The following is a 24,546-nucleotide window of genomic DNA, read 5'->3' as shown; positions in this document are numbered from 1 at the left end:
AGGAACAACTGTGCATTTAACTCTAAACAGACAAATAGCAAACGAAAATAAAATGTTCTGATAATGAAAAAACGTTATACAATATTTTTAGTAGAAGATGATATAAATTTTGGCACCGTACTTCGCTCCTACCTTGAAATGCAAAGGTTTACAGTAGTTTGGGTAAGCAATGGTGAAAAAGCAATACAAGAGTTTTCAAAACATAATTTCGATTTATGTATTCTTGATGTTATGCTACCTAATATCGATGGTTTTAAGTTGGCAAAGCTGATTAGAGAAAAAGACAAATTAGTCCCCTTTATTTTCCTTACCGCCAAAACTATGAAAGAAGACGTGTTAGAGGGTTTTAAGCTCGGAGCTGACGACTATATAACAAAACCGTTCGATTCGGAGGTTTTATTATACAAAATAAAGGCCATAATACGCAGACGTAGTGAATTGCTTCAGGGTAAAGATAAACCGTTTAAAATAGGCAAATATGAGTATAATCCTGAATTTAGAATTTTAACTTTTGAAGGTGAAGAAGAGCGACTTAGTCCAAAAGAGGGGAAACTGCTGTTTATGTTGGCAAAAAACTATAATCAGGTGGTTGAGCGTGACCTTATTTTGCGTGAAATATGGGACGAAAGCAACTACTTTACTGCTCGTAGCATGGACGTTTACATTACAAAGTTGAGAAAATTTTTAAAAAACGATCCTAATGTTGCTATCGAAAATATTCATGGAAGTGGGTATATGCTTTCGATTAAAAATGTACTGTAATAAATTAGCAATGAACAATTAAGTTAATAGTTATTTGAACACAGATAATCACAGATTTATGTAGAGACGGAGCATGCTCCGTCTCTACGTGGAAATTCGTGCAAATTTGTTACATCTGTGTCTTCTGTGTTCAAAATGCTAATATTTTATTCGGAAGTGTTGCCCCTCGCAAAAGTTGCGTTTGAAAAGGATGCCAAAGGTAAACAGGTCAACAGAGTAGCAATTATTTGTTGGTTTTGAAATTTGTTTCCACGCTTCTGTCATATCTCTTGACCAGTAAATGTCGCCGATAACAATAATACTGTTAGTTGGGATTTTATCCCACAGGTTGTTAATATATTGCTTAGTTGCTGTGCCTGAATGATTCCCGTCAATATATATCAATACCGTTTTTTGTTGTGCAGTAAAATCCTCAACAAATAAATCAAAGTCAGTTTGTATAGCTAAAACGTTTTTATTTCCCCACTTAGAAAAGTTATCTATTGCAACTTTATGCAGATTTGGACACCCTTCAATAGTAATTACTTGCACATCGGTAGAGTTGGATAATATATTGGTTGTCAATCCTAAAGAGGTGCCGAACTCAATTATTAGTTCATGTTTGTAATATTCAACCATTTTGCTTAGTAAACACCGATATTTAAAAGGTGTGGTTGACTGTTTTGCTATACTGCTGTAAGTAGTGTTATAGCTACTATTTGCTTGCTTTTTAGCACCTAAATCGATTTTGGTAATATTGGTTTTATTCTTTTTTAATTCTTTTTCGTACTTTTTGTTTTGTTCGTAAAAGGCTCTGTTACTTTTGTTTAACAAAACTTTTTCAACAAAGTCATAAACGAAAGGACTATGAATCCCGTGTCCCTTGCTATGTTTCGATAGGAATTTATATTTTAAAAACTGAGCTGCAACGTAGGTTATATTTGACATACTCTTTTATATCTCTACCAATCTATTCTTAATAGCCCACATTACTAAGCTTGCAGTGTTTTTTGAGCCTGTTTTGAGCAGAATATTGTAACGATGTTTATCAACCGTTCTCTTGCTTATATCTAACTTATCGGCAATTTCTTGATTTGAGAGTCCTGAGCAAATCTCTAAAAGGATATCCTTTTCTCTATCAGACAGGACATCTTCGTGGAAATTTGTTTTGTGGGTTTTAATGTTTCTTATTAAGGAGTATAAAAGCTCCTCGCTAAAGTAGTTGTTCTGGTCTAAAACTGATGAGATAGCTCGTTTAACTTCGTTAAAATCAGTATTTTTAATGACAAAGCCCTTTACTCCGGCATCTATCATTTGGTAGTAGTAGTCTTCATCTCCGTACATAGATAGAGCTATGATTTTAAGGTCTGGATATTTTTTCAGAGCCTCACGGGCTGCGTCAATGCCATTAAGTATGGGCATTTCGATATCCATAAGGACTAAATCGGGTATTGATGTCTTCAAAGAGTCGATAAACTCCCTGCCATTGTCGCTTTCAGTAATTTTTTCGACATTGGGAATATTTTCAATAAGCATCTTCAGTCCTTGTCTGAATAACTTATGATCGTCAACCAAATGTATATGCAATCCCATTTTAAAATAAAATGGGGCTATTTAAAAGCCCCATTTCTTTTATTGTTAGTTAATTTTTGAATTTACAATAGCTAAAATTTCAGTTTCTAAATCAATAGCTTGCTTTTGGATTTTTTCGCCTTTTGCGACTATTTCTTCTGCAAATTTTTTGTCCTCAAGGTCTGCTGCATTGATTTTCATGTTTAGCAGTGCTCCAATAACGCCTGAACGAGCGGCTAAAGCCCCTACTCCTGCATCGGTAACCGAATTTGGATTACCTATTTCTGCCATTGCTTTAGCCACGTGCATTGACTCGTAACATAGCTCCAACGTTCTATACGGAACTTCGATAGCATATTTCGTAGCATCTTGAATAGCTTTTTGGCGAGCTGCTTTCTCTTCGTCAGTTCCTTTTGGTAAGCCGAAAGCGTTCATTATCAGGTTAAAAGCATTGGTATCTTCATCAACAAGTTTAATTAGTTGATCTTGAATTGCTTTTGCCTTTTCTGCCCAATTACTAAACTCTTCCCAACGATCGTCCCAACCACGTTTGTGTGATGATAGGTTTGCAACCATTCCCGAAAGAGCCGAGCCCAATGCGCCCATATAAGCAGAGATTGAACCACCTCCAGGTGCTGGAGATTCGCTTGCAGTTTCGTTTGCAAAATCGGTCAGATTCATTTTTACAAGTGACTTTTTATCATCATCTTGTAAAATATATTCGATAATCTTTTTCTTAGGGTCGAACGGATATAGCTCATCTAAGCCCATTGATTTGACTGCAATCTTAATTATCTCACTATCAGATATTCCGGTTGAGCGTTTTTGCTTACGTAGGAAATATTTACCTGCATCTAACATTGCTTGCAAAGGCACTACTCCAACTAATTCAGAGCCTGTTACGCGTAATCCTCGTGCGTTTGCTCTCTCAAATACTGTATCGTAAGCAACGTGTAGCGGTGTTACAGTAATATCGGTTAAGTTCATTGAAATTTGCACAATGCCAAACTCCTCGATAAACCAACCTATTGCTTTTACAGTTTTTAGCAAACCTGGTTCATATACGGTATTACCTTTTTCATCTTTAACAATTTTTCCTGTAAGAGGGTCGCCTTCACGCTTAATTCTTCCGCGTTCGCGAACGTCAAAAGCAATAGAGTTTGCTCTACGAACAGATGTTGTATTTAGGTTAACATTATAAGCGATCAAAAAGTTTCTGGCTCCTACGGCTGTTGCCCCACTCTTTGCAACACTTTCGCTCCATTTAGATGGTCCGAAATCTGGTTTCCATTCCGGAGTTTCGATACGTTTTGCTAAAGCTTCATACTCTCCTTGACGGCATGATGCCAAATTGCGTCTTTTTGGTTCGGTTGCAGCCGATTCGTAGCAAAAAATAGGAATGTTTAGCTCATCACCGATGCGTTTAGCTAGTTTGTGAGCATACTTAACAACCTCTTCCATAGTGATATTTGCAACAGGAACTAAAGGGCACACGTCAGTAGCTCCAAAACGTGGATGTGCTCCTTTGTGTTTGCGCATATCGATAAGTTCTTGTGCTTTTTTCACAGCACGGAAAGCTGCTTCGCAAACCTCCTCAGGTGTCCCGACCATGGTAACTACAGTGCGGTTGGTAGCTTTACCCGGATCAACATCAATCAATCTAACACCTTCTACCGACTCAATTTGATCGGTAATTTGCTTGATTATCGCCATATCATTCCCCTCGCTAAAGTTGGGGACACATTCAATGAGTTGTTTCTTCATAGTTTAATTATATTATTTGATTTATTTATTAAAACAATCTGTAGGTTAAAGCTTTGCTTCAACTACTTTGCCGTTTAATATCACGGTATCAATTAAATGGCTTGTATAAGCATAAGGCATAAACTCAATACTTGGTATATTTTTGGTAATAAAGACATTAGCCTTTTTGCCTCGTGCTATTGAACCCGCAATATCCTCTACTCCCATTGCATAAGCTGTGTTTTTGGTAGTTGCGTTAATCACTTCATTTGGAGTCATTTTGTAGTTTATGCAACCCAACGACAATATAAATTTCATATTACCGGATGGTGACGAACCTGGATTATAGTCTGATGCTAAGGCAATTGGCAGTCCTGCATTCATCATTTTTCTAACAGGCGAGCATATCATATTTAGGAAAAATGCGGCACCTGGTAAAACAGTTGGCATTGTTTCAGAATTTTTAAGAGCCTCAATCTCTGCATCGCCGATAAATTCTAGGTGATCAACGGAAAGTGCATTGTACTTTACTCCCACTTGTACACCGCCCGAAAAATCTAATTCATTAGCATGTATCTTAGGACGTAAGCCATATTTCATTGCTGCAAGTAAAATTCGGTCAGTATCTTCAACAGTAAAAAAACCTTTATCACAAAAGACATCAACGTAATCGGCAAGGTCTTCAGCTACAACTTGCGGTAACATTTCGTTGATTACAAGGTCAACAAATTTATCTTGTGCACCGCGATACTCTAATGGAATGCTGTGTGCGCCCAAAAACGTTGATTTGATTATAACATGTGTTGTCTCTTTTAATCGTTTGATCACGCGCAACATTTTTAGCTCGTTCTCTGTATCAAGTCCGTATCCTGACTTAATTTCAATGGCTCCCGTACCGAAAGCTATCATTTCGTTAACTCTTGCAAGTGCTTGACTATAAAGCTCATCTTCCGAGGTTTCTGCCAATCTTTTAGCTGAATTTAGTATTCCACCGCCACGTTCGGCAATCTCTTCGTATGAGAGACCTCTAATTTTGTCAACATACTCAATCTCTCTGCTTCCTGCATATACAATATGCGTATGACTATCGCAAAATGATGGGAACACAAATTTACCTGTTGCATCAATGGTTTTAGCATTAATATTGGGGCATTTGTCCATCGGTCCGAAATCTTTGATTTTATCATTTTCGATTAAAAGGAATGCATTGTCGATTGTTGGGAGTCTGTCCATATCAGATCCTGCAACCCATGTACGGTTAGATTCTTCGCACTGTACAAGTGTTTTGATGTTTTTGATTAAAAGGTTCATATTTGTAAATTAATAGTTTGTAAAGTAGAGACAACGCATGCACTGTCAATACAAAAGTTAAAAAGTAAGACGGAGCACACTCCGTATTTACTTTTACAAATGCAAATTTACGAATTTTTATTCACTAAATTAAATTGCTATTTAATATAGAAATTTATTTGACAAAAGCAAGAATATCAGAAGCTTATTATCATCATCAGTACAACTATAAAAAGTGACATTAATACTCCTACTTTATTGATTTTAAGCAATTTTTCCTTGAACATATAAACAGCTATCAATATCGATAGAATTACTACACCTAAGTTATTCAAGCCAAAAACCATTGAACTGTTAGCATTAATACTGTTTAGCGCATTAATCAAAAAATAGAGTGAGCCAAAGTTTACAACCCCCAAAAAAAGTCCTCCTATCAAAGCTAATGGCTTAAAAACAAGTTTGCGTTTAGGTCCATAGAAAATCCAGGCAACTATTCCAATTAGCCCCGATACAGTAAAAAGCGTTGCAGTAAAGAGTGATGATGTTTGACTATCTTTAACATGAAAAGTTTGCATATACTTTATTAAACTATCAGAAAATCCTATCAAAACAAATAAAAGCAGAGGTAAAAGCCACGATTTACTTTTACTATCATCTTTCTTGTAAACTGATAACACTACTGCAATAATTGTGGCAATGACAATCACCGCCTTTTTAATTGAAAATGAATCATTTGGGTCGATCATAAAACTTACGACAACGGGTATAACAAAGGACATTTTTGAAGCAATTGTTGTTACTGCAATGCCCGACCTTTTAGTAGTTTCGCCCATTAAAAAGAATGCCAATATGTAAATTGAACCTATAATAACAATAGGTAACCAATGATTACCAAGTACTTGTACAGATTGCCAAGGTGTAGTATTCGACAGATAATAGCCTAAAAACGTAGCAGAAAAGTAGTTGATAATAACTAAAAGTAAAGGAGGAAAGTTTTTTCGTGCAGAAATCTTAAAGACAATTAGGATAAACGCTGAACACAAAATACTCAATAATAGATAAATCATATCTTGACAGCTTATATATTATTAAATAATAAAATATATTTGAAGTTTTAATTTATAGTTTAAATGTTAGCATGTAACTAGTTTATTAAGAACGTCATAAGGTATTCTTTTAGTACGCCGTGTCTTAGTGTCAACGAAACATAGTTTTACGTAGCCTTCGTTACAAAGCACATTTTTACTGTCGTAAATTTCGTGATGAAAAACGATGGTAGCTGCCGGCGTTTCCGACAAAATTGTTTTTATTGTCACAACGTCGTCATAGCGAAGCGGACGGATGTATTTGAGGTTCATTTCAATGACAGGCATAAGCGTGCCTTCTCTCTCCATCTCGGCGTATGTTATTCCAACAGAACGCATTAGCTCCACCCTGCCAATTTCGTACAACAAAGCATATTTGCCATAATAAACCACTCCCATTTGGTCAGTATCGGCATAGCGTATCCTATATTGTGTTTCGTAAATAAAGGGAGACTTCAATGTGTTTTCCATTCTTAAACTATTAAAATTTGTTACGAACTACAAAGATAGCTGGTTAAATTGAACTTTCAGAAATTTTATTTGCAAGCTACCTTTTTTACTATATTTTTGTGTCTCAAATATTGAAAACTACTGATATATGAGACTATATTTATCATCATTTATGTTCTTGGCTATTATACTGTTAACAGACTTGTGGTTTTACTGGTATTTGTCAAGGTATAAAAGTAAAATTGTTCGCGGGCTACGGACAAACAGTCTCTACGTTGGTTTTGCGTTTTTTTCATTTTTGGTTACGCTGTTTTTGCTTAATCCCATAGTGGCGGATATTAGTTGCGCCAACACTAATGAATATTTCTTTCTTTCATTTACATGGCTTGTAATATGGTATATACCTCGGATTCTCTTGTTTATATTGATAGCTGTTTCTTATATACTACTTTTCTTTTCACAAAAACTACGGAAAAGAACAATTACTATTATTAATATATTTATAATAAGTCTATTAATAGTTGTTACTTTATCTATTTCTTTATGTCGATATACTCTAAAAGAGCGTAATTTTGATATTTACAGCTCCAATATAGGCGAAAGCTTTGAAAACTACACAGTTGTTCAGTTTTCTGATATGCACTTGGGTACAATGAAAAACTCTAAGTCATTGTGGCTCAAATATGTTGAAAAAATAAATGCTCTTGAACCCGACCTGATTGTTTTTACTGGCGATTTAGTTAATAATTTTCACACAGAAACCATTGGCTGGGACTCTGTATTTAGCGGTTTAAAAGCAAAAGATGGCAAAATTGCCGTTTTAGGAAATCACGACTATGGTGGTTATGCAAAATGGAAATCTGAATATGACAAGCAAACAAATAATCTTAAAATAATAAGTTTCCTTAAACGTAATGGTTTTACTGTTTTGGAAAATGAAAACGTCTCTTTGATAAAAGGTATAGATACTTTAATAATTGCCGGTATTGAAAACTGGGGACAACCCCCATTCCCTCAATATGGAGATATTACAAAAACGTTGCAAGGTGTTGAACAAAAACCAACAGTACTTCTATCACATGACCCTGATCTTTGGGAAGCAGAAGTAAAAAATAAACGAAAGAATATATTTTTAACCCTGTCGGGTCATACACACGGCTTTCAGTTTGGAATACGAAGCAAATACATTAACTTTTGTCCTGCATCAATACGCTATGAATATTGGGGAGGCCTTTATAAGTCTCAAAATCAATACCTGTATGTAAACACAGGGATAGGTTTTGTTGGTTTTAAAGGGAGGATTGGTATATGTCCTGAAGTGTCTGTTTTTAAGCTAAAAAATAGAACACAGATGACACAGTATTGACAGATGGACACGGAATTTTTATTATTTCTATGTGTGATAATCTGTTTAATCAGTATTTTCTGTGTTCTAAATTGTTTGCTGTTTTCAGTTTTTAGATAACTCGAATTGCAAACTTGCTTTTTGAGCTTTTGTGCTTAATACAACCAGCTTTGTGATTGTTCTCCTAACAATTCTATCATCTGGTTCAATCAATTTTATTTTATTTTTTGAAACCAGATTTAAAAACCGTCTTGGTGTAAGCTTTAAAACATGATAGGGAATTGTAGAATTTTGCATAGGCATCTCTTTTATTTCCCTAAACGCTTTAATTTAATAAATATTACATGGTTTATAGGATTAATTTATCAACTACTAAGGTAATTGACTGTATAATTGTTAGTTAAATGCTATTTTTGAGTTGCGTTAATTAATAGTATTTATTACTATAGCTTGCAAAAGCTAACAACTCATTTGTATAGAGTTGGTTTCAATCATTTTGCGCATGTTTATTAAGGCATATCTCATGCGCCCAAGTGCAGTATTAATGCTAACATTTGTAATTTCCGCTATCTCTTTGAAACTCAAATCCATGTAATGTCTCATAATAACAACTTCTTTTTGCTCGTCGGGAAGATGATTAATTAATTCTCTAACCTTTTTACGTGTTTGATCAGAAACATATTTATCTTCGATGTTGCTATCTGATAGTTTTAGGTAGCTAAAAATATCGCTATTCTCATTATTACTAGTCACATAACGCATGTTTTTTTGTCTTCTGAAATGATCTATAACCAAGTTATGTGCTATTCGCATCACCCAGCCAACAAAACGCCCGTCGTCTTTATAACGATTGTCACGCAGTGAGCGCACTACCTTTAAAAATGTTTCTTGAAAAATATCTTCGGCTAAAGCTTGGTTCTTGACGAGCATCAAGATATATGTATAAACTTTGCTTTTATGCCTATTTATAAGTACCTCAATCGAATACTCATTTCCTTCAACAAAACGCCTAACTAACTCATAGTCTGACAGCTGTGCATAATTCATAAGAAATCCTCCTTGAAATGTTTGTTCAGCGTAGAGTATAAATCAATAGGCAGTATCTGTTTTAGTGTTAGTACAAGCGCAAAAATAGTGCTTTTTTCTTTTCAACAAAATTTTTTATTGCTAATAATACATATTTAACGTTTCATTAGGAATATTAATGAGATATTAAATTAATAATTTTACGGTAAAAATATATGATAACTTACTGTAAATCAATGCTAATTATAGTATAAGAGATTATTACATGTAAAACGAAAGAAATGATTTTTTAAATAAAATTGTGATTAGTTTCTTTTTTTTTATATGTTTGAGATTAAATTCATGTAATTATGTCTTGTACGTAAAAACAGACTATTATAGACATCTAATTAATCTATGTGCAAGGCACATTATGTACATTGTATTAAAAAATTATCTAAAAGAAATTACATTTTAACAAATATGTACAGGGCACTACTCACACTTTTTTTAACGCTACTAATTATTTTTAATGGGAGTTTGTTCTCTCAAGAGCCTATTACTTTGTTAAATGAATCAGAAATTGATATTGGTAAAAACGTTCAAATCTTTAATGATTCGAGCCACAATCTTGAAATTAAGGATATTTTAAAGTATGATATTCAAGTACAGTTTGAATACTGTGAAACCGGCGATATTAATATTCCAAGTGGCAGTAATACTATTTGGATAAAATTTAAGGTTAAAAACTTCAGCGATGTATCAAAAACATACTATTTAGAGTTAAAAAAAATTGGAATTAATAGTATTCATTTTTATTCGATACAAAACTCGTCATCTATTAGTAGTAATTTGGGGAAAGTTAACTATGAGTTGAATCAAACTCATCCTAATGCTAGGTTTTATTATCATGAAATACATTTGGAACCAAATGAAGAGACAACCTACTACATTAAGGTTAATTTTTTTGGACATGCAAAACGCTTTCATGCTAAATTGTATAAAGACACAGCCTATTTAATGCATATTGCTGTAGTTAATATTTCTTCAGGACTATTTTATGGCATGATATTTATATACACGTTTTTCATTATTGCCGCTTTTTTATCAGGTATAATGAGAAGAACGCTTACTATACTCCTTATTAATTATTTTGTCACGATTTTGTTCCTTCTCAGTGTAGATGGTTACGGATATGCATTAAAACTTCCCAATATAGCATGGTTTGACAATAGAAGTTTTACTCCCGTTTTACTTTTTTTGATTTTTATAACTTTTATTCGCTTTTCAGCATCAACTTTTAGCAATACTTGCCAAACATCCAGACGTTCTTGTGCTTCTCTAACATTACTATCGCTAGTTGGAGTAATATTATTGTTAATACAATTAATATTTAATATCAGATACGATATTGGTATGATTATCAGTGGTAATTACGCAATAATAACAATGATACATCTTTTTATTGTATTTCGCAGATCAAGATTTACAGATAAAAAACTTCATACACTCTACTACTCTTCCCTTACAACTATGACTTTGATATTAATATTATCTGCTATATACGCTAACAGCGCTTCATTCGATGTATCTATACATGAAATTCATATAAAATTGCTTACATTAATGCAGTTTACCTTTATTGCTGCTACACTTGTAAGACAAATTAGCATAGAATACCTCGAGAATGAAAAAGCAGCAATAAAATACTTGGAAAGTCTTAATGATTTCAAAGAAAAGATAAATATTAAGCTAGAAGAGACTGTAAGAGAAAGAACTAACGATTTACAGGAAGCAAACAGAAAGCTTAGCTCTTCACTTAAGCGTAATAACGATATTACTGATGAACTGCATAGACAAAGAAGTTAAATTGACCTAAAAAATAGTGAACTAGAGAATACGCTTAAGAAATTGAGTACACAAAATATTAGATTACAAAGAGCCATGTTGACTAACGAGGAGCAAAAGCAAAAACTCTCTGAATCTATTGAAACTATCCAAGAAAAAAATAATATACTGGAACACCAAAACGAAGAGATTACCCTTCAGCGAGAACGAATTAGTGAGCAAAATATTTTGTTAGAAGAGAGAGCACGCAATATTAAAGACTCTATGTTATATGCTGAAAGAATTCAAAGTGCATTTTTCTTGCCAACTAGAGAAGTAAAAAAAATATTTCCAAATTCATTTGTTTTTATCAAGCCAAAGGAAATTTTAAGTGGAGACATATACTTTATTGATAGTATTGAGAATAATAATGGTGAGTTAAAATTTGCTGCTGCCGTTGATTGTACCGGACATGGTATTCCTGGTGCTCTTATGTCTATCATGGCAAATGATGCTTACCATGAAACTCTACACTCAGATAAACTTACCGATCCCGGCCAAATATTAACATGCCTGAACGAAAAAGTAATAGACTCAATTAATAAGGAAGTAGTTAATAGACACATAGATGATGGTATGGATATGTCTCTTATTGTTGTTAACTATGAGACTAAAACATTTCATTTCTCAGGTGCTAGGAATCCTTTATATTACTTTAAAAATGGTGTATTAAATACCCAAAGAGGACATATTCACAGTGTAGGGACACTTCCAACTGATGGGAAACGAATTGTATTTCCCTCCTATAGCTACAATTTTGAAGATGGAGATGTAATTTATTTATTCTCTGATGGTTATGCTGATCAATTTGGTGGTGATGACTGGAGTAAATTCAAAAGAGTGCGTTTTCAAAGCCTTTTACACGAAATACACAAAATGCCAATGGATGAACAATTTAATAAACTAGAAAGTGTGTTCAATAAGTGGAAAGGAGACTATGAACAAATTGATGACGTTTTAGTCATTGGCATTAGACTATAATTTTATGATTCAACAAAGCACAGTACATATGTCATATATATACTTGTTTATTGAGTTTACATGGATGTTGGCCGTATTTGCGTTAATTATAATCGCTGTTTTGGTAATTATGGGTTTAACGCTATGGGAGTTTCATGTACGTCATAAAAATCCAAAATCAAGCAGAGTTACTAAAAATAAAGAAAAAATAAGCAAGAAGCTTTTTGCATATGGATACATAAATAAAGTATTTGACCACTACTTTAGCAATTCCAATATCGGGCTTTTAGTTTATGATGAAAACCTAAAATTATTAAATTTTAATAGTGTTTTTACTTCAATTGTTGGGTATACAAAAGATAAGTTTTTATTAAACATAGGCGAAACTATAGACAAATTAATTGTTACATCAATTGATAACAATGAAATTTTAAAAAAAATTGAAAACAGAGACGCCTTTAAGACCATTGTTAATTTAACAAACACTATTGGAGACGTTGTTGTATTACATTTAATAGCTATACCTGTTTTTAGCAAAAACAACACTTTTAATTCATACAACGTTTTGGCTGTTGAACTTCCGAAAGATTCTAAAAATAACATACCAGTAGCCAATGATTCCAAAATCAGTAATGCTGATATTGAAAAAATTATTAATGAAAAAAACGACTTGGAAGTAGTAGTTAAAGAGCTGGAGAAAGCTTTTAAAAAGTCGAATAAACATCATATACAGCTACAAAAAGCATTGCTTGAGAATGAAATGCAAAGAAAAAAACTTCAGGAGGCTTTTGATTTAATTAACAAACAAAAAGATGAGTTAGAGAAAGCTAATGCAGAAATTAAAGAACACTCACGAATGAAAGAGCTGTTTTTAGCAAACACAAGTCACGAAATACGTACGCCCCTCAACTCTATCATAGGATTCTCCAATTTGTTACTTAAAGAAGAGTTGAGCCCAAAACAGTTAGACTATCTAAAAAACATTAAAGCTTCAAGCGATAATCTTTTAGTAGTTCTCAACGATATTTTAGATATATCTAAAATTGAAGCTGGAAAAATGACCTTCGAGAAAATAGCCTTCTCATTACCTGAAATAATTGATTTAATCATTTCATTTATAGATATTAAAACTCAAGAAAAGAAACAAAAGTTTAATTATCATTTAGACCCTAATGTCCCAAAAATACTAATTGGAGACCCTACACGACTATACCAGATTTTATTAAACTTGCTTTCAAATGCCATAAAATTCACACCATCAAACGGCAATATTTCATGTTCAATAAAACAGAAAATAAAAGATAAAGATAAGATTAAAATTGAGTTTGAGGTGTCAGACACTGGTATAGGAATGAGTGAAGAACAGTTAAAGATAATTTTTCAAGCTTTTACTCAAGCGGAATACTCAACAACTAGAAAATTTGGTGGAACAGGACTCGGTTTATCAATAGTTAAAAACCTGGTTGAACTTCAAGGTGGAGAAATATTTGTTGAAAGTGAGATAGACAAGGGTACTAAATTTACTTTTGTTCTGCCATTTGGCGTCGGAGACAAATCGGACAATAAGAAAACAGAAAAGTCTAAAACTACAATACAAAGTCACGAAGCAGAAAATATTAAAATTTTATTGGTAGAGGATAATCCCATAAACCAAGAGTTAATAGTAGACACAATAAAAGCATGGAATAAAAATATTTCAATTAAAAAAGCTGAAAATGGTATGGTCGCCATTGATTTATTAACAAAAAATAATTACTCGTTAATATTTATGGATATTCAGATGCCATTAATGGATGGAATTGAAACAACAAAACAAATAAGAGAGGGGCACATTAAAGGAAAGGAAAATATTCCAATAATAGCCATGACAGCCCACGCATTAAAAGATGAAAAAGACAAGTGTTTTGCCGCTGGTATGAACGATTATATAACCAAACCATTCAATCCCGATGATATTTTTAAAATAATCAAATATTATGGAAGTCAACAAGTACAAACTTTAGTTAAAGCTGGAAAGTATGTTCAAGGTGATCCTCTGTTACCTACAATACAAGAAAACAACAGTAGTTCCAAATCAAACACTAACATTGAAAGTATTGATAATCCAATATTTGAAAGTTTTAGTTTAGACCCACTTAATGAAATTTATAATGGTAATATTGTTCAGATTAATAAAATACTAAGAATGTATTACGATACTGTTGGCAAAGAAATCGAAGAGATAAAATCTGCCTTCGCATCAGGAGATTTACAGAAAACACAAATCAGAGTACATTCACTAAAACCCAAAATGGCATATTTAGGCAGAACTGATATTGAAGAGATAGCAAAAGATGTAGAGGTTTCAATTAAAACAAACAGTTATAATAACTCGGATCTATCTGAATGGATAGACAGTATTTGCTCAGAATATCAAAAAATTGAAAATGAGCTTGAAAATTATTTTGAACAGAAAACAACTAACAAAACCAAAATTTAATAACAAATAATTTGATAAATTAAACGATTTTTTTAATTTTGTATTGACATATGTTGAAAGCAATAATATGAATACAAAGACCAAAATCAAAGTAATGTTAGTTGACGACGATTACATTTTTTTGCAAATGTTAAAGGAGTCTCTAACAGAGATAGATAATATCGAGATTTTTACTGCAAAAACAGGAGAAGAGTGTGTTGAACACATTGATTCTAGTTTTAAAATTCTAGTGTTGGACTACTTTTTAAATTCAGAAAATCCCGATGCCCAAAATGGATTGGAAATTTTAAGGCAAGTAAAACAAATAGTTCCCGAAATAAAAGTAATTGTACTAAGCGGTCAAGAAGACGGAAATTTAGTGTATGACTTTGTTAGAGAAAGTGTCGCTAATTACGTTATTAAGGATAATAATGCTTTCGAAAATGTGCATAAAAGCATTAGGGATATCTTAAATGATTAATCTGTTTAAAACAGATTTTCAACTTATAGTAAAGAGACAAACTGCTAATATATTACTTCATAAATATCTAACTGACCAAATCCACCCGGTCTGTCACTTGAGAAGTAAGCCTTATCGCCTTTAGGTGTAATGTTGAACCAAATATCATTATGAGTTGAGTTTACTGGCTCCGGTAGTCTTTCGGGCGTTGACCATTCATTGTTTGGCATAAGATCGCTTTTAAAGATATCGAATCCACCTAATGAATTAAACCCTGTTGATGAGAAATACAGAGTATATCCATCGGGAGAAAAACAGGGATATTTTTCATCACTTGTTGAACTAAGCTTTTCAATTTTTTGTGCTTTACCCCATACTCCACTATTAGAACATGTAGAGAAGTATAAATCCCAGCATTTAGTTTTACGATCATATAAACTGAACACCATACGCATTCCGTCTGGAGAAATTGCAGCAGAGTAGTGTTGTCTTGCCATATTAACTTCTCTCGGTAGTTTTACAGGTTCAATTTTTTTATCAAACCCTCCTACTCTTACATATATATCGTTTTCGTAAGTATATAATACTTTATTCAGATCAGATGTTACGCTTGTAATTATTAAATGCCAATCAGGATCAAAAACCAGATTGCTGTATTTAGAATCAATTAATGCTTCAATATCATCGTAAAACCCATCTGCTCCTTTAGTAACGATATATGGTTTATTGATATAAACTTCAAACTGATAATCATAATTACGCGACGAGGTTATTAAAAGTGACTGATCATTTATATAAACAGGTGCTATGTCGTTATATTCACTATTAATAACAGCCCCTGCATTAATAACCTGCAGCCCAGATTCTGATAATTGATCACGTTGCTGATTAATTTCTTCTATCTTCTCTTTTTCTTCTATACATCGCTGGATATACTTTTTCATGCTAATTTTAATAACACCCGGTTTTGGGGGGATAGCACTGTATATTTGGTACATTGACATGGCTTTATCATACTCTAAACAAGACTGATATGCTTGTCCCAAATAGTTAAATATATCAATAGTGGTATCCTTCATGTTTTTAATTGCAACCTCAAAATAAGGAATACTGGCTTTTTTGTCGTTAAGTTCATAAAAATATAGCAAGCCCAATTCATAATTATATAAAAACGAATTTGAGTGTCTGTTTAAAAGTTCATTATATTGCTCTACCGCATCTTGAAAGTTCCCTCTATCGTAATAATTGCGAGCTTTTCTATATAATTTGTTTTGTTCAGCATCTAAGGTTTGTCCATTTACAATCTCAACTGAATTAAAACAAACCAAAGATATTAACATTATTAAAATGCTGTTTTTCATATGTATATAATTTTTTCTAACTAAGGCCATATGAAACTTACATGCTTTATTGTCATGCTTTGAGATATTAAGTTTATGATAGCATATTAGTTTCATACTTTTGTAGAGTTAAAATTTTATAAAACTGAAAGTATAATTTTCAATATTAAAAACTTTAGTTCTGAAAGCCAAATATATAAAAACTAATTCAAGTTAGAGTTAAATTATTATAAAGTTTAAATCAATTTTTACTATTTTTCAGTTGTATAGCCTATATATTGCCATTAATAAATCCACATAAACTTTGTTTTATGCTTATTAAATTCCATAGTTGGCATAGGAACTTTTATAGCATTTAGAACTTTTAACGCACTTCGTAAAAACTTTGAGCGAGTTTTTATTTTTTCCAAATCAATGTCTGGACTTATAAAAAATCTACGGTATGGTATAAAACCCTGACTAATTGAATATTCTGGTTTCCCTGATATCATATTTGTAGCTCCATAACCGACAGAGATATTTAAACATTTGGGCAAAAATTCCCAATGTAGTATATCATGTAAATTAACAGAAAGCCAAAACTGTTGGGCATTATAATCTTTTATTAACCTTTCAATATGGTTTTTTCCCAATAGTTCTGGTCTGTGAACGTGAAAATTGGTATAATGATAGCTGTATTTTAGTTTAATTATTTGCTTGTCAAATAACCCCTCTTGTAGTGCGAATAGACCTATTCCGAAAGTATTTGCACATAAGTCGCTAACAGAAGCTCCCCACTCTTCTGCAAAACCATCGAATATCTCTATACTGCCTACAGCTACAAATGATGCTAATGAACTCCACAATAATGCTTGTTTTTTGGAGAATCCTGAATAACAGTGAATTTCATACGCTAACTTGGAACATTGATATCCTGCGAATATATGTCCCATTTTGTCCATTTGTAGCCATTCGCCACTATCATCAAACCAGTGCCAGTGCGATTTGTCAAATTTGGAATACCACATCGGACCTAGTGTTGCCATTGACACAACATAAAGTCCGGTCTCTGCCAACAAAACTTTTTTAAGGTTCTTTTGTTGTAAACTATCCTGTTGACCGAATGATGGACTAATAAGACCTAATTGACAAACAAAAATTAAAACTTTTGTTAAACACCTTTTAAAACTACAGGGAAAAAGCTGTTTCATTCTTAAAATTTGTCCAAAGATATTAAATCAATGTGCAATTAACAATGTACAATTCACAATTTATGTGATGCCTAAAAAGGTTAGTACAACAAACCACAAAAAATAGAAGAATAATTTACTATTTGGATAGTCTTTTAACTACCTTTGTCACTAAAATATTTATTAGCTTATGCATCATAGCATATAGGCTTATTTGTAATATCATGAATAATATAAATAACAAATTAAATTAACTAATAATGAAAAGAACCACACTTATTACGATGGCATTAATTGCTTGTACTATCTTAAGTAATGCACAAGAACAAACAAAAGGCATTAATAAAGGATTAGGACTTGGATTTCAGATTAATCAATTTCAAAAAGACTTTGGATTAGGATTGAGTTTCACAAGTCCATATTTTGGATATGACAGAATAGCTGTAAGATTGCGCGGTAATTTAATGTATAATGAAAATATTCAAAATTTGAATACAACATGGACTCCATACGCAAATATATCGTTAGGACTAATTGGTGTTGGTGGAATGATTGGAGATCATGTTAGATTATACGGAGAGGGTGGCGTAATTGGACTATTGCCATCAGCCGATTTTTCAAGTAAAAAGTTTGAAATTGGCGGATATGGTTTATTTGGATTTGAGTTTTTTATGAATAAAAGTATTAACTATTTTATTGAGTTAGGAGGTGTTGGAACAGGAGCAAAAGCTGATAAAATTGCCTTCAAGCCTATTTATTCAAACGGTTTTTTAATAGATGTTGGATTTAGAGTTTGCTTATAAAATTAATTACTAATTTAGTCGCCCAAAAAAATATTTTAAACTATTTATAAATGCTACGAATATTATCACTTTTTATGCTAATTCTAATTGTTAGCAACTCTTTTGGACAAGGTAATTTGCCCAAAGGAATGACCGAATACGAAAAATCTATTTGGGAAGATTATATCAAAAATTACCCTTTTGACAGAGGTACAAATCCACCGGATCAAACACCACGAACCCCTGCAGAATTTGAAGAGAACCAGGGAGTTATTGTTACCTGGACACAATACACGAGCAATTTACGTGAAATTGTTCGACACGCAAAAGAGTCCGTTAAAGTGTATATAGTTTGTTCCAACCCTTCAAGTGTTACAAGCTATTTATCTCAAGGTGGTATTGATACAAATAACATTGAATTTGTTGTTGCCGACTATAACTCAGTATGGGTACGCGATTACGGTCCACAAAGTATTTATTTACACGGAACTAACGAGTTGGCTTTCGTTGACTGGGTTTATAATCGTCCTCGTCCTAAGGATGACACAATTCCTATTATTATGGGAAACTACTTAAATGTGCCAGTTTACCAAATGACAGCTACTCCTAACAGATTGACTGCTACTGGCGGAAACTTTATGAACGATGGTTTTGGTAAGGGGTTCTCTTCAAAACTTATATTAACAGAAAACAGTTCACTTACTGAAGCTCAGATTGATACCATTAAAAAACGCTATATGGGAATATCTCCTTATGTAAAGATGACAGTGTTACCCTACGATGGAATACACCATATAGACATGCATATGAAGCTTATTGACGAAGAAACCCTGCTTGTGGGACAATATCCCCAGGGTGTATCAGATGGTCCTCAAATTGAAGCAAATATCAATTATATTTTAAATAATTATCAAACATCTTATGGCCGTCCGTATAGAGTCGTTCGTATTCCTATGCCTCCCGACGAAAACGGAAAATATCCTTCACAAGGTTCCCATTATTTAACTTACACCAACGCAACTATATTAAATAATCTTGTTTTAGTTCCTATTTACGGACTTTCTACCGATAATGAAGCCTTAAATATATACCGAGAAGCGATGCCCGGTTATAAAGTTGTTGGAATAAATATGAGAAACGTTATCCCTGCAAGTGGTGCAATACACTGTATTACACGTGAGATAGCTGCTAACGACCCAATTTTTATAGCTCACGCCCCTATTCGCGATACAATGAATTATATTCCTGGTGGCTACTTAATTTCAGCAAATATTTCTTCGGCTACAGGAATTCAAAGTGTTACTTTGTGTTGGAGTGCTGACACAACACTAGGCTTCGATGAAATTGCCATGGAATATGTCAACAATAATTATGAAGCTTATATACCTTCTTCAAACGTTGATGGAGACCTGTTTTATTATATTAAAGCTGTTAATAACAACAATAAAACTATTAACAAGCCATTGGTTGCTCCTGCAGGATTATACAGATTCCACGCTTATGGTAGTGGAGAAGATTATAATTTTGATTTCAGTACATCGGCTTTAACAGCATTTGTTGATGAAGATATAACTTTCACATTCGAAAACAATGGTGTGGAAGCAAATAGTTTTGCATGGAATTTTGGAAAAGATGCATACCCACAAACTTCTAATTCAGAAGGACCTCATATTGTTACCTATTTAACAAGCGGAAGCAAAACCATTACACTAACTGTAAACGGAACAATGACAATAAGAAAAAACAACTTTGTGCAAATTAATGATCGTCCTTTACACAATATTTCGATTTCGGTTGTTGGCAATGGTAGCGTAACGCCTTTACAAGGCAATTATCAACTGCCCTATGGTCACTCTATCAAACTGACTGCTAATCCAGATGAAAATTGGAAATTTTCAAAATGGGTAGTAAACAATGAGGAATCTTCAGACAATCCTATCAATATTGGAATAACACAAGATATTACTGCAATTGCGCATTTTGAGTGGTTTAATTCAATTTCGAAAATTAACCAAAAGGGAATAAACATCTATCCCAATCCCGCTAACGAATCGTTGTTTATTGAATTTAACGAAACGGACAATGTTAATTCCATCAGCATAACCGATATATCTGGTAATATAGTTACAAATATTAATTCATTTTCTGAGCTAAACCAAATAGAGATTGATTTAGCTAACTATACATCAGGTATTTATTTTGTGTTAATTAATACAGATAACGGAGTTGAAGTTTTTAAATTTGTTAAAATTTAATGACTATCAATATTAAAAATGATATAGGAGCTGTCTAAAAAGGCAGCTCCTATTTTTCTATGTTCGTAATGAATGTGTTTGAAATTTTCTGTCTGCTTTATCATGTAAATTTTTGAACATCTTTTTTCAAGACAGTAGCAAACAGTATAATTGCTTGCTTTACTCAAAATAAAACAGTAACGAAACCATACGACCGTTTAATTTTTCAATTGCCTTTGTATATTCGGTATCATCAGGTCGTATTATGTTTAGTAAACCAAATGAAAATTTTAGTTCAGTTGTAAATTTGAAAAACGGAAAATAATAGTCTGAGCCAAAGCCAAATTCCACGTAGATATCGTTACGATTTAGCCTGATTTTAGGTTTTTCGTCATCACGTATTTTCTTTTCAGATTCGAGGTCAAAAGTATAATTAACCCCTGCTATGATGTATGGTCTATAGTTGTTTAACCTTATTGACCTGTATTTAAGTAAAATGGGAAATGATGCATAGGTGCTTTCTATTCGCATTATATGTTCTCGCAAATCGTTAGATGTTGCGTCATCCTTAACCAAGTAATGCAAGTTGCGCTGTCCAAAAATCAATCCGGGAGTAAAACGCAAATCGAAATCTTTGGAAAGACGAACGTTTCCAACCATAAGAATAGAAAATCCGGGCTGCCCAGCTGTTTCCATCGAATATACTGTGTCTAAAGCAAAGAAACTCTCGCTGTTAATGCTACGTGCTGAGAAGTAGTTAAACCCTAATGCAAAACCATAGTGGTATGGATACTCATCGTATAAAGGTTTGTTCCAAATCTGCTTTTTCTGCCCTTGAACATTTATTGAAAACAGGATAAGTATTATTACTGTTATGCTTGCTTTATAGATTCTTAACATCAGTTTTCTATTTTGTTCGGTTTTAAACTTTTAAAACAAAAAGTTTTGGATTTTATTGCGCTATATTATGTTTTTTTGTACCACAATACATTGTTGCAACACCAAAAGTAAGACTTTTTGCGTACATATTTTCGAACCCAGCTTCCCTCATTATCTTTTCGATAACGTATTTTCTATTGAACTCTACAACAGATTCAGGCAAATAATTGTACGCTCTTTTGTTTCCTGAAACTAAACGTCCAACTAATGGCAATATTTTATTAAAATAGATTTTAAATAGCTTTGAAAATATTCTGTTTTTCACTGTTGAAAACTCAAGAATAATTGTTACGCCCCCGGGTTTTAACACTCTGTGTATTTCGTTAAGTCCTTTCACGGGATTTTCGAAGTTTCTTAACCCAAAAGCTATAGTTGCAGCATCAAATTCGTCGTTTGGACACTCAATTTTATGTCCATCGGACTGTTTTAACGATATGCGCGAATTAAGCTTTCTTTTAGTGACTTTGCGTTTACCTTTACGTAACATTTGGGCAGAGATATCAATACCTACAATTTGACTATTTTTGATTTTCTTAGCACCAAGAATTGCCAAATCGGCCGTTCCTGTCGCAATATCAATAGTTTTTACTGCCTTATGTTGCTTTAGTTTTTCAACAACTTTATCACGCCAATAATGATCTATACCAAAAGATAGAAAATGATTTAAAAAATCATATGAATGGGCAATATCGTCAAACATCGATCCCACTCCTCTTTTATCAACTAAAATTGATTGTTTTTCAGATCTCACTTACAGTCTGTTTTCAATAGCAGTTAAATACATCTTTTCTATATCACGAATATTTCCATACGATATGTCATCTATTCTCATATCCCCTCTTGTTACATGTCCTATTATAGAAAAGGGTGTTTTCTGCAATACCATAAAGTCAATAAACTCCTCTTCTTGCTCACTGCTGACGCCTACCACAATCCTTCCTTGTGATTCTCCAAAGAGAAAAGCATCTTCTCGTACTTCGGCATCGCTTGTGATATCAAAACCTAAGTGTGAGGGTATGCCCATTTCAACAAGCGTAGTGAATAAACCTCCCAAAGAGACATCGTGAACGGCGTTAACTAAGTTTTTGAGAATAAGTTCATAAACTGTTTTCTGAATTTTGTACTCTTCATCGAGATTAAAGTAAGGAGCAGGAGATTCAGTAATTTTATGATAGTTAATCAGATATTCCGATTGTGAGATATCATTTTTAGATTCGCCGATTAAATAGATAAGATCACCTTTATGCTTGAAATTCAATGTCATAAGGTTGCTTTTATCCTCAACCAAACCTAACATTCCAATTGTTGGTGTAGGATCAACCGGCACAACTTTGCCTTTAATGTTAGACTGGTTATAAAAGCTTACGTTTCCTCCTGTAACAGGTGTATTGAATTTTTTACAAGCTGCTGTCATTCCTTTAATTGCTCCTACAAACTGCCAGTATACTTCAGGATTATATGGATCTCCAAAATTCAAGCAGTTAGTAATTGCCAAAGGTACTGCACCCGCACAAGTAACGTTTCTTGCAGCTTCGGCAACTGCTATAGCTGCTCCTACTTCGGGATCAGCCTTAACGTAGCGTGCATTACAATCAGAAGTTAAGGCTATTGCTCTGTTTGTGCCTTTTATGTTCACTACTCCGGCATCTGACGGGCGGTTGGTTGATAAATTAGCTGTACCCACCATACTGTCGTATTGTTCGTATATCCAGCGTTTACTTGCTACGTTAGGTTGTTGAATCATAAATTTGGCTACTTCGATTAAATTTTCAGGCTCTTCAACCGTTTCAATATCGAATTTTTTATATTTTTTGAAGTATTTTGGCTCTTTATACTCACGATCGTAAACTGGTGCGCCACCACCAAGAACTAACGCCGAAGCAGGTACTTTTGCCTCAAGCTTGCCATGATAATAGAACTCAAGAATATCCCCTTCAATAACCTCTCCGATAACCGAGCAGTAGAGATCCCATTTTTTGAATATATCTTCAATAACTTTCTCTTTGCCCTTTTGAACTACCATCAGCATACGTTCTTGAGACTCGCTAAGAAGTATTTCCCATGCCTCCATGTTTTTTTGTCGCAAAGGCACTTTATCAAGCTCGATACGCATACCACAACCGCCTTTTTCGCTCATTTCACTTGTTGAACATATAATTCCAGCTGCTCCCATATCTTGCATACCAATCAGTGCGCCTGATTTAGCTACCTCCAAAGTAGCTTCAAGAAGTAATTTTTCCTGGAATGGATCTCCAACCTGGATACTTGGTATATCGTTAGCCGAGTCCTCTGTAAGTTCGGCTGATGCAAATGTAGTTCCGTGTATTCCATCTTTTCCTGTTGCTGAGCCTACAATGTAAACTGGGTTTCCTACACCTTTGGCTACGGCTTTTATCAGTCTGCCTTTTTTCATTATGCCTACCGACATAGCGTTAACCAATGGGTTTTGTGCGTAACATTCATCAAACATCACTTCGCCACCAACTACAGGTACTCCAAAAGCATTTCCATAACTGGCAATTCCTTTAACAACGCCGGTTAAGTGCCATTTGGTTCTGTCTGAATCTAAGTTTCCGAATCGTAAGCTGTTCAGTTGAGCAATAGGTCGGGCACCCATTGTGAAAATATCGCGGTTTATACCCCCTACTCCTGTTGCTGCGCCTTGAAATGGCTCTACCGCTGATGGGTGGTTATGCGACTCCATCTTAAATGAGCAAGCCAAGCCTCCGCCAATATCGACTAATCCGGCGTTTTCCTCGCCTGCTGCTACCATAATAGCTTTGCCTTCACGCGGAAGGGTTTTAATCCATTTTATACTGTTTTTATATGACGCGTGTTCACTCCACATTACCGAAAAAATGCTCAGTTCGGTGTAATTTGGCATTCTGCCCAAGTGTTTTTGAATCATTTCAAACTCTTCAGCATTTAAGCCTAATTCCTTGGCTACTTCAAGATTTACTTCGATGTTTGACATAACGATAGTTTTTGTTTAAATTATCGTTGCAAATATAGCGAAGTTAGGGCATAGTTTTTACTCTATTTGATATTTTGTTGATTTTTTGTAGAATTATTTTATGTTATCTCTC

20 protein-coding genes are annotated in these 24,546 nt (G+C 33.7%); 8 read left to right on the top strand and 12 right to left on the bottom strand.

From position 1 onward, the window contains the following. The first annotated feature begins 63 nt into the window (after positions 1–63). Positions 64–762 carry a response regulator transcription factor gene (locus tag GX311_09460; GenBank protein NLK16608.1) on the top strand — a complete coding sequence of 233 codons (699 nt, stop codon included), beginning with the start codon at positions 64–66 and terminating at the stop codon, positions 760–762. Positions 763–900: 138 nt separating this feature from the next. Here the strand turns inward: GX311_09460 and GX311_09455 are convergent, their stop codons facing one another. The 6 genes from GX311_09455 to GX311_09430 all read right to left on the bottom strand — a co-directional run bounded on the left by GX311_09455 (position 901) and on the right by GX311_09430 (position 6,902). Next, positions 901–1,689 (bottom strand): class I SAM-dependent methyltransferase, encoded by a 789-nt coding sequence (locus GX311_09455; protein NLK16607.1) that lies wholly within the window; start codon positions 1,687–1,689, stop codon positions 901–903. A 6-nt stretch (positions 1,690–1,695) separates the two neighbouring features. After that, entirely contained in the window at positions 1,696–2,328 is a 633-nt protein-coding gene (locus GX311_09450) for a response regulator transcription factor (protein ID NLK16606.1), read from the bottom strand. Positions 2,329–2,379: 51 nt separating this feature from the next. After that, entirely contained in the window at positions 2,380–4,077 is a 1,698-nt protein-coding gene (gene ftcD, locus GX311_09445) for a glutamate formimidoyltransferase (GenBank protein ID NLK16605.1), read from the bottom strand. A gap of 45 nt (positions 4,078–4,122) precedes the next feature. Continuing rightward, positions 4,123–5,367, bottom strand: a complete 1,245-nt coding sequence (locus tag GX311_09440; protein NLK16604.1) for an imidazolonepropionase — start codon at positions 5,365–5,367, stop codon at positions 4,123–4,125. A gap of 176 nt (positions 5,368–5,543) precedes the next feature. Next, on the bottom strand, positions 5,544–6,413 hold the full coding sequence (locus GX311_09435; protein ID NLK16603.1) for a hypothetical protein: 870 nt from the start codon (positions 6,411–6,413) through the stop codon (positions 5,544–5,546). Positions 6,414–6,479: 66 nt separating this feature from the next. Next, entirely contained in the window at positions 6,480–6,902 is a 423-nt protein-coding gene (locus GX311_09430) for an acyl-CoA thioesterase (protein ID NLK16602.1), read from the bottom strand. Between the two features lie 127 nt (positions 6,903–7,029). On the opposite strand from GX311_09430, the gene GX311_09425 reads away from it, so the two are divergent. After that, complete coding sequence (locus tag GX311_09425) at positions 7,030–8,247, top strand: hypothetical protein (protein ID NLK16601.1); 1,218 nt, start codon at positions 7,030–7,032, stop codon at positions 8,245–8,247. Between the two features lie 438 nt (positions 8,248–8,685). Here GX311_09425 and GX311_09420 read toward each other — a convergent pair whose 3' ends face one another. Beyond that, positions 8,686–9,273: a sigma-70 family RNA polymerase sigma factor gene (locus GX311_09420; GenBank protein NLK16600.1), complete on the bottom strand. Its 588-nt coding sequence runs from the start codon at positions 9,271–9,273 to the stop codon at positions 8,686–8,688. Between the two features lie 441 nt (positions 9,274–9,714). On the opposite strand from GX311_09420, the gene GX311_09415 reads away from it, so the two are divergent. The 4 genes from GX311_09415 (at position 9,715) to GX311_09400 (ending at position 15,017) form a co-directional block, all read left to right on the top strand. Next, positions 9,715–11,100 (top strand): hypothetical protein, encoded by a 1,386-nt coding sequence (locus GX311_09415; protein ID NLK16599.1) that lies wholly within the window; start codon positions 9,715–9,717, stop codon positions 11,098–11,100. A gap of 42 nt (positions 11,101–11,142) precedes the next feature. Beyond that, complete coding sequence (locus GX311_09410; GenBank protein NLK16598.1) at positions 11,143–12,099, top strand: SpoIIE family protein phosphatase; 957 nt, start codon at positions 11,143–11,145, stop codon at positions 12,097–12,099. Positions 12,100–12,127: 28 nt separating this feature from the next. Further along, positions 12,128–14,557 carry a response regulator gene (locus tag GX311_09405; protein NLK16597.1) on the top strand — a complete coding sequence of 810 codons (2,430 nt, stop codon included), beginning with the start codon at positions 12,128–12,130 and terminating at the stop codon, positions 14,555–14,557. A 67-nt stretch (positions 14,558–14,624) separates the two neighbouring features. Next, positions 14,625–15,017 carry a response regulator transcription factor gene (locus GX311_09400; GenBank protein NLK16596.1) on the top strand — a complete coding sequence of 131 codons (393 nt, stop codon included), beginning with the start codon at positions 14,625–14,627 and terminating at the stop codon, positions 15,015–15,017. Positions 15,018–15,061: 44 nt separating this feature from the next. On the opposite strand, the gene GX311_09395 is transcribed toward GX311_09400, so the two are convergent. Together GX311_09395 and GX311_09390 are read right to left on the bottom strand one after the other, a co-directional pair. Continuing rightward, positions 15,062–16,357, bottom strand: a complete 1,296-nt coding sequence (locus GX311_09395) for a tetratricopeptide repeat protein (GenBank protein ID NLK16595.1) — start codon at positions 16,355–16,357, stop codon at positions 15,062–15,064. A 263-nt stretch (positions 16,358–16,620) separates the two neighbouring features. Then, entirely contained in the window at positions 16,621–17,526 is a 906-nt protein-coding gene (locus GX311_09390) for a DUF2279 domain-containing protein (protein ID NLK16594.1), read from the bottom strand. A 239-nt stretch (positions 17,527–17,765) separates the two neighbouring features. Between GX311_09390 and GX311_09385 the strand changes: the two genes are divergently transcribed. Together GX311_09385 and GX311_09380 are read left to right on the top strand one after the other, a co-directional pair. Further along, entirely contained in the window at positions 17,766–18,308 is a 543-nt protein-coding gene (locus GX311_09385; protein ID NLK16593.1) for a hypothetical protein, read from the top strand. Positions 18,309–18,358: 50 nt separating this feature from the next. Next, positions 18,359–20,542, top strand: a complete 2,184-nt coding sequence (locus GX311_09380) for a T9SS type A sorting domain-containing protein (protein NLK16592.1) — start codon at positions 18,359–18,361, stop codon at positions 20,540–20,542. A 159-nt stretch (positions 20,543–20,701) separates the two neighbouring features. On the opposite strand, the gene GX311_09375 is transcribed toward GX311_09380, so the two are convergent. From GX311_09375 to purL, 3 genes are read right to left on the bottom strand one after another with little or no spacing between them, the layout of a single operon-like run. Beyond that, positions 20,702–21,421 (bottom strand): PorT family protein, encoded by a 720-nt coding sequence (locus GX311_09375; protein NLK16591.1) that lies wholly within the window; start codon positions 21,419–21,421, stop codon positions 20,702–20,704. Positions 21,422–21,473: 52 nt separating this feature from the next. Then, entirely contained in the window at positions 21,474–22,211 is a 738-nt protein-coding gene (gene ubiE / locus GX311_09370) for a bifunctional demethylmenaquinone methyltransferase/2-methoxy-6-polyprenyl-1,4-benzoquinol methylase UbiE (GenBank protein NLK16590.1), read from the bottom strand. Beyond that, the gene (gene purL, locus GX311_09365) at positions 22,212–24,434 is read right to left on the bottom strand and encodes a phosphoribosylformylglycinamidine synthase subunit PurL (protein ID NLK16589.1); all 2,223 of its coding nucleotides are present in this window, start codon (positions 24,432–24,434) and stop codon (positions 22,212–22,214) included. It lies immediately after the preceding gene. Positions 24,435–24,546 lie beyond the last annotated feature (112 nt).

It is taken from the genome of Bacteroidales bacterium, from assembly GCA_012519055.1.
Taxonomy (GTDB): domain Bacteria; phylum Bacteroidota; class Bacteroidia; order Bacteroidales; family Salinivirgaceae; genus JAAYQU01.
The sequence above is the reverse complement of the archived record's forward strand: the minus strand, read 5'-3'. Positions and strand labels throughout refer to the sequence as shown.

Excerpts from the sequence above, each read along its gene's own strand:
- GX311_09420 (NLK16600.1), bottom strand. The coding sequence starts at position 9,273 with ATGAATTATGCACAGCTGTCAGACTATGAGTTAGTTAGGCGTTTTGTT.
- purL (NLK16589.1), bottom strand. The coding sequence starts at position 24,434 with ATGTCAAACATCGAAGTAAATCTTGAAGTAGCCAAGGAATTAGGCTTA.
- ftcD (NLK16605.1), bottom strand. The coding sequence starts at position 4,077 with ATGAAGAAACAACTCATTGAATGTGTCCCCAACTTTAGCGAGGGGAAT.
- GX311_09380 (NLK16592.1), top strand. The coding sequence starts at position 18,359 with ATGCTACGAATATTATCACTTTTTATGCTAATTCTAATTGTTAGCAAC.
- GX311_09385 (NLK16593.1), top strand. The coding sequence starts at position 17,766 with ATGAAAAGAACCACACTTATTACGATGGCATTAATTGCTTGTACTATC.
- GX311_09460 (NLK16608.1), top strand. The coding sequence starts at position 64 with ATGAAAAAACGTTATACAATATTTTTAGTAGAAGATGATATAAATTTT.
- GX311_09375 (NLK16591.1), bottom strand. The coding sequence starts at position 21,421 with ATGTTAAGAATCTATAAAGCAAGCATAACAGTAATAATACTTATCCTG.
- GX311_09430 (NLK16602.1), bottom strand. The coding sequence starts at position 6,902 with ATGGAAAACACATTGAAGTCTCCCTTTATTTACGAAACACAATATAGG.
- GX311_09425 (NLK16601.1), top strand. The coding sequence starts at position 7,030 with ATGAGACTATATTTATCATCATTTATGTTCTTGGCTATTATACTGTTA.
- GX311_09440 (NLK16604.1), bottom strand. The coding sequence starts at position 5,367 with ATGAACCTTTTAATCAAAAACATCAAAACACTTGTACAGTGCGAAGAA.
- GX311_09405 (NLK16597.1), top strand. The coding sequence starts at position 12,128 with ATGTCATATATATACTTGTTTATTGAGTTTACATGGATGTTGGCCGTA.
- GX311_09435 (NLK16603.1), bottom strand. The coding sequence starts at position 6,413 with ATGATTTATCTATTATTGAGTATTTTGTGTTCAGCGTTTATCCTAATT.
- GX311_09395 (NLK16595.1), bottom strand. The coding sequence starts at position 16,357 with ATGAAAAACAGCATTTTAATAATGTTAATATCTTTGGTTTGTTTTAAT.
- GX311_09390 (NLK16594.1), bottom strand. The coding sequence starts at position 17,526 with ATGAAACAGCTTTTTCCCTGTAGTTTTAAAAGGTGTTTAACAAAAGTT.
- GX311_09400 (NLK16596.1), top strand. The coding sequence starts at position 14,625 with ATGAATACAAAGACCAAAATCAAAGTAATGTTAGTTGACGACGATTAC.
- GX311_09415 (NLK16599.1), top strand. The coding sequence starts at position 9,715 with ATGTACAGGGCACTACTCACACTTTTTTTAACGCTACTAATTATTTTT.
- GX311_09455 (NLK16607.1), bottom strand. The coding sequence starts at position 1,689 with ATGTCAAATATAACCTACGTTGCAGCTCAGTTTTTAAAATATAAATTC.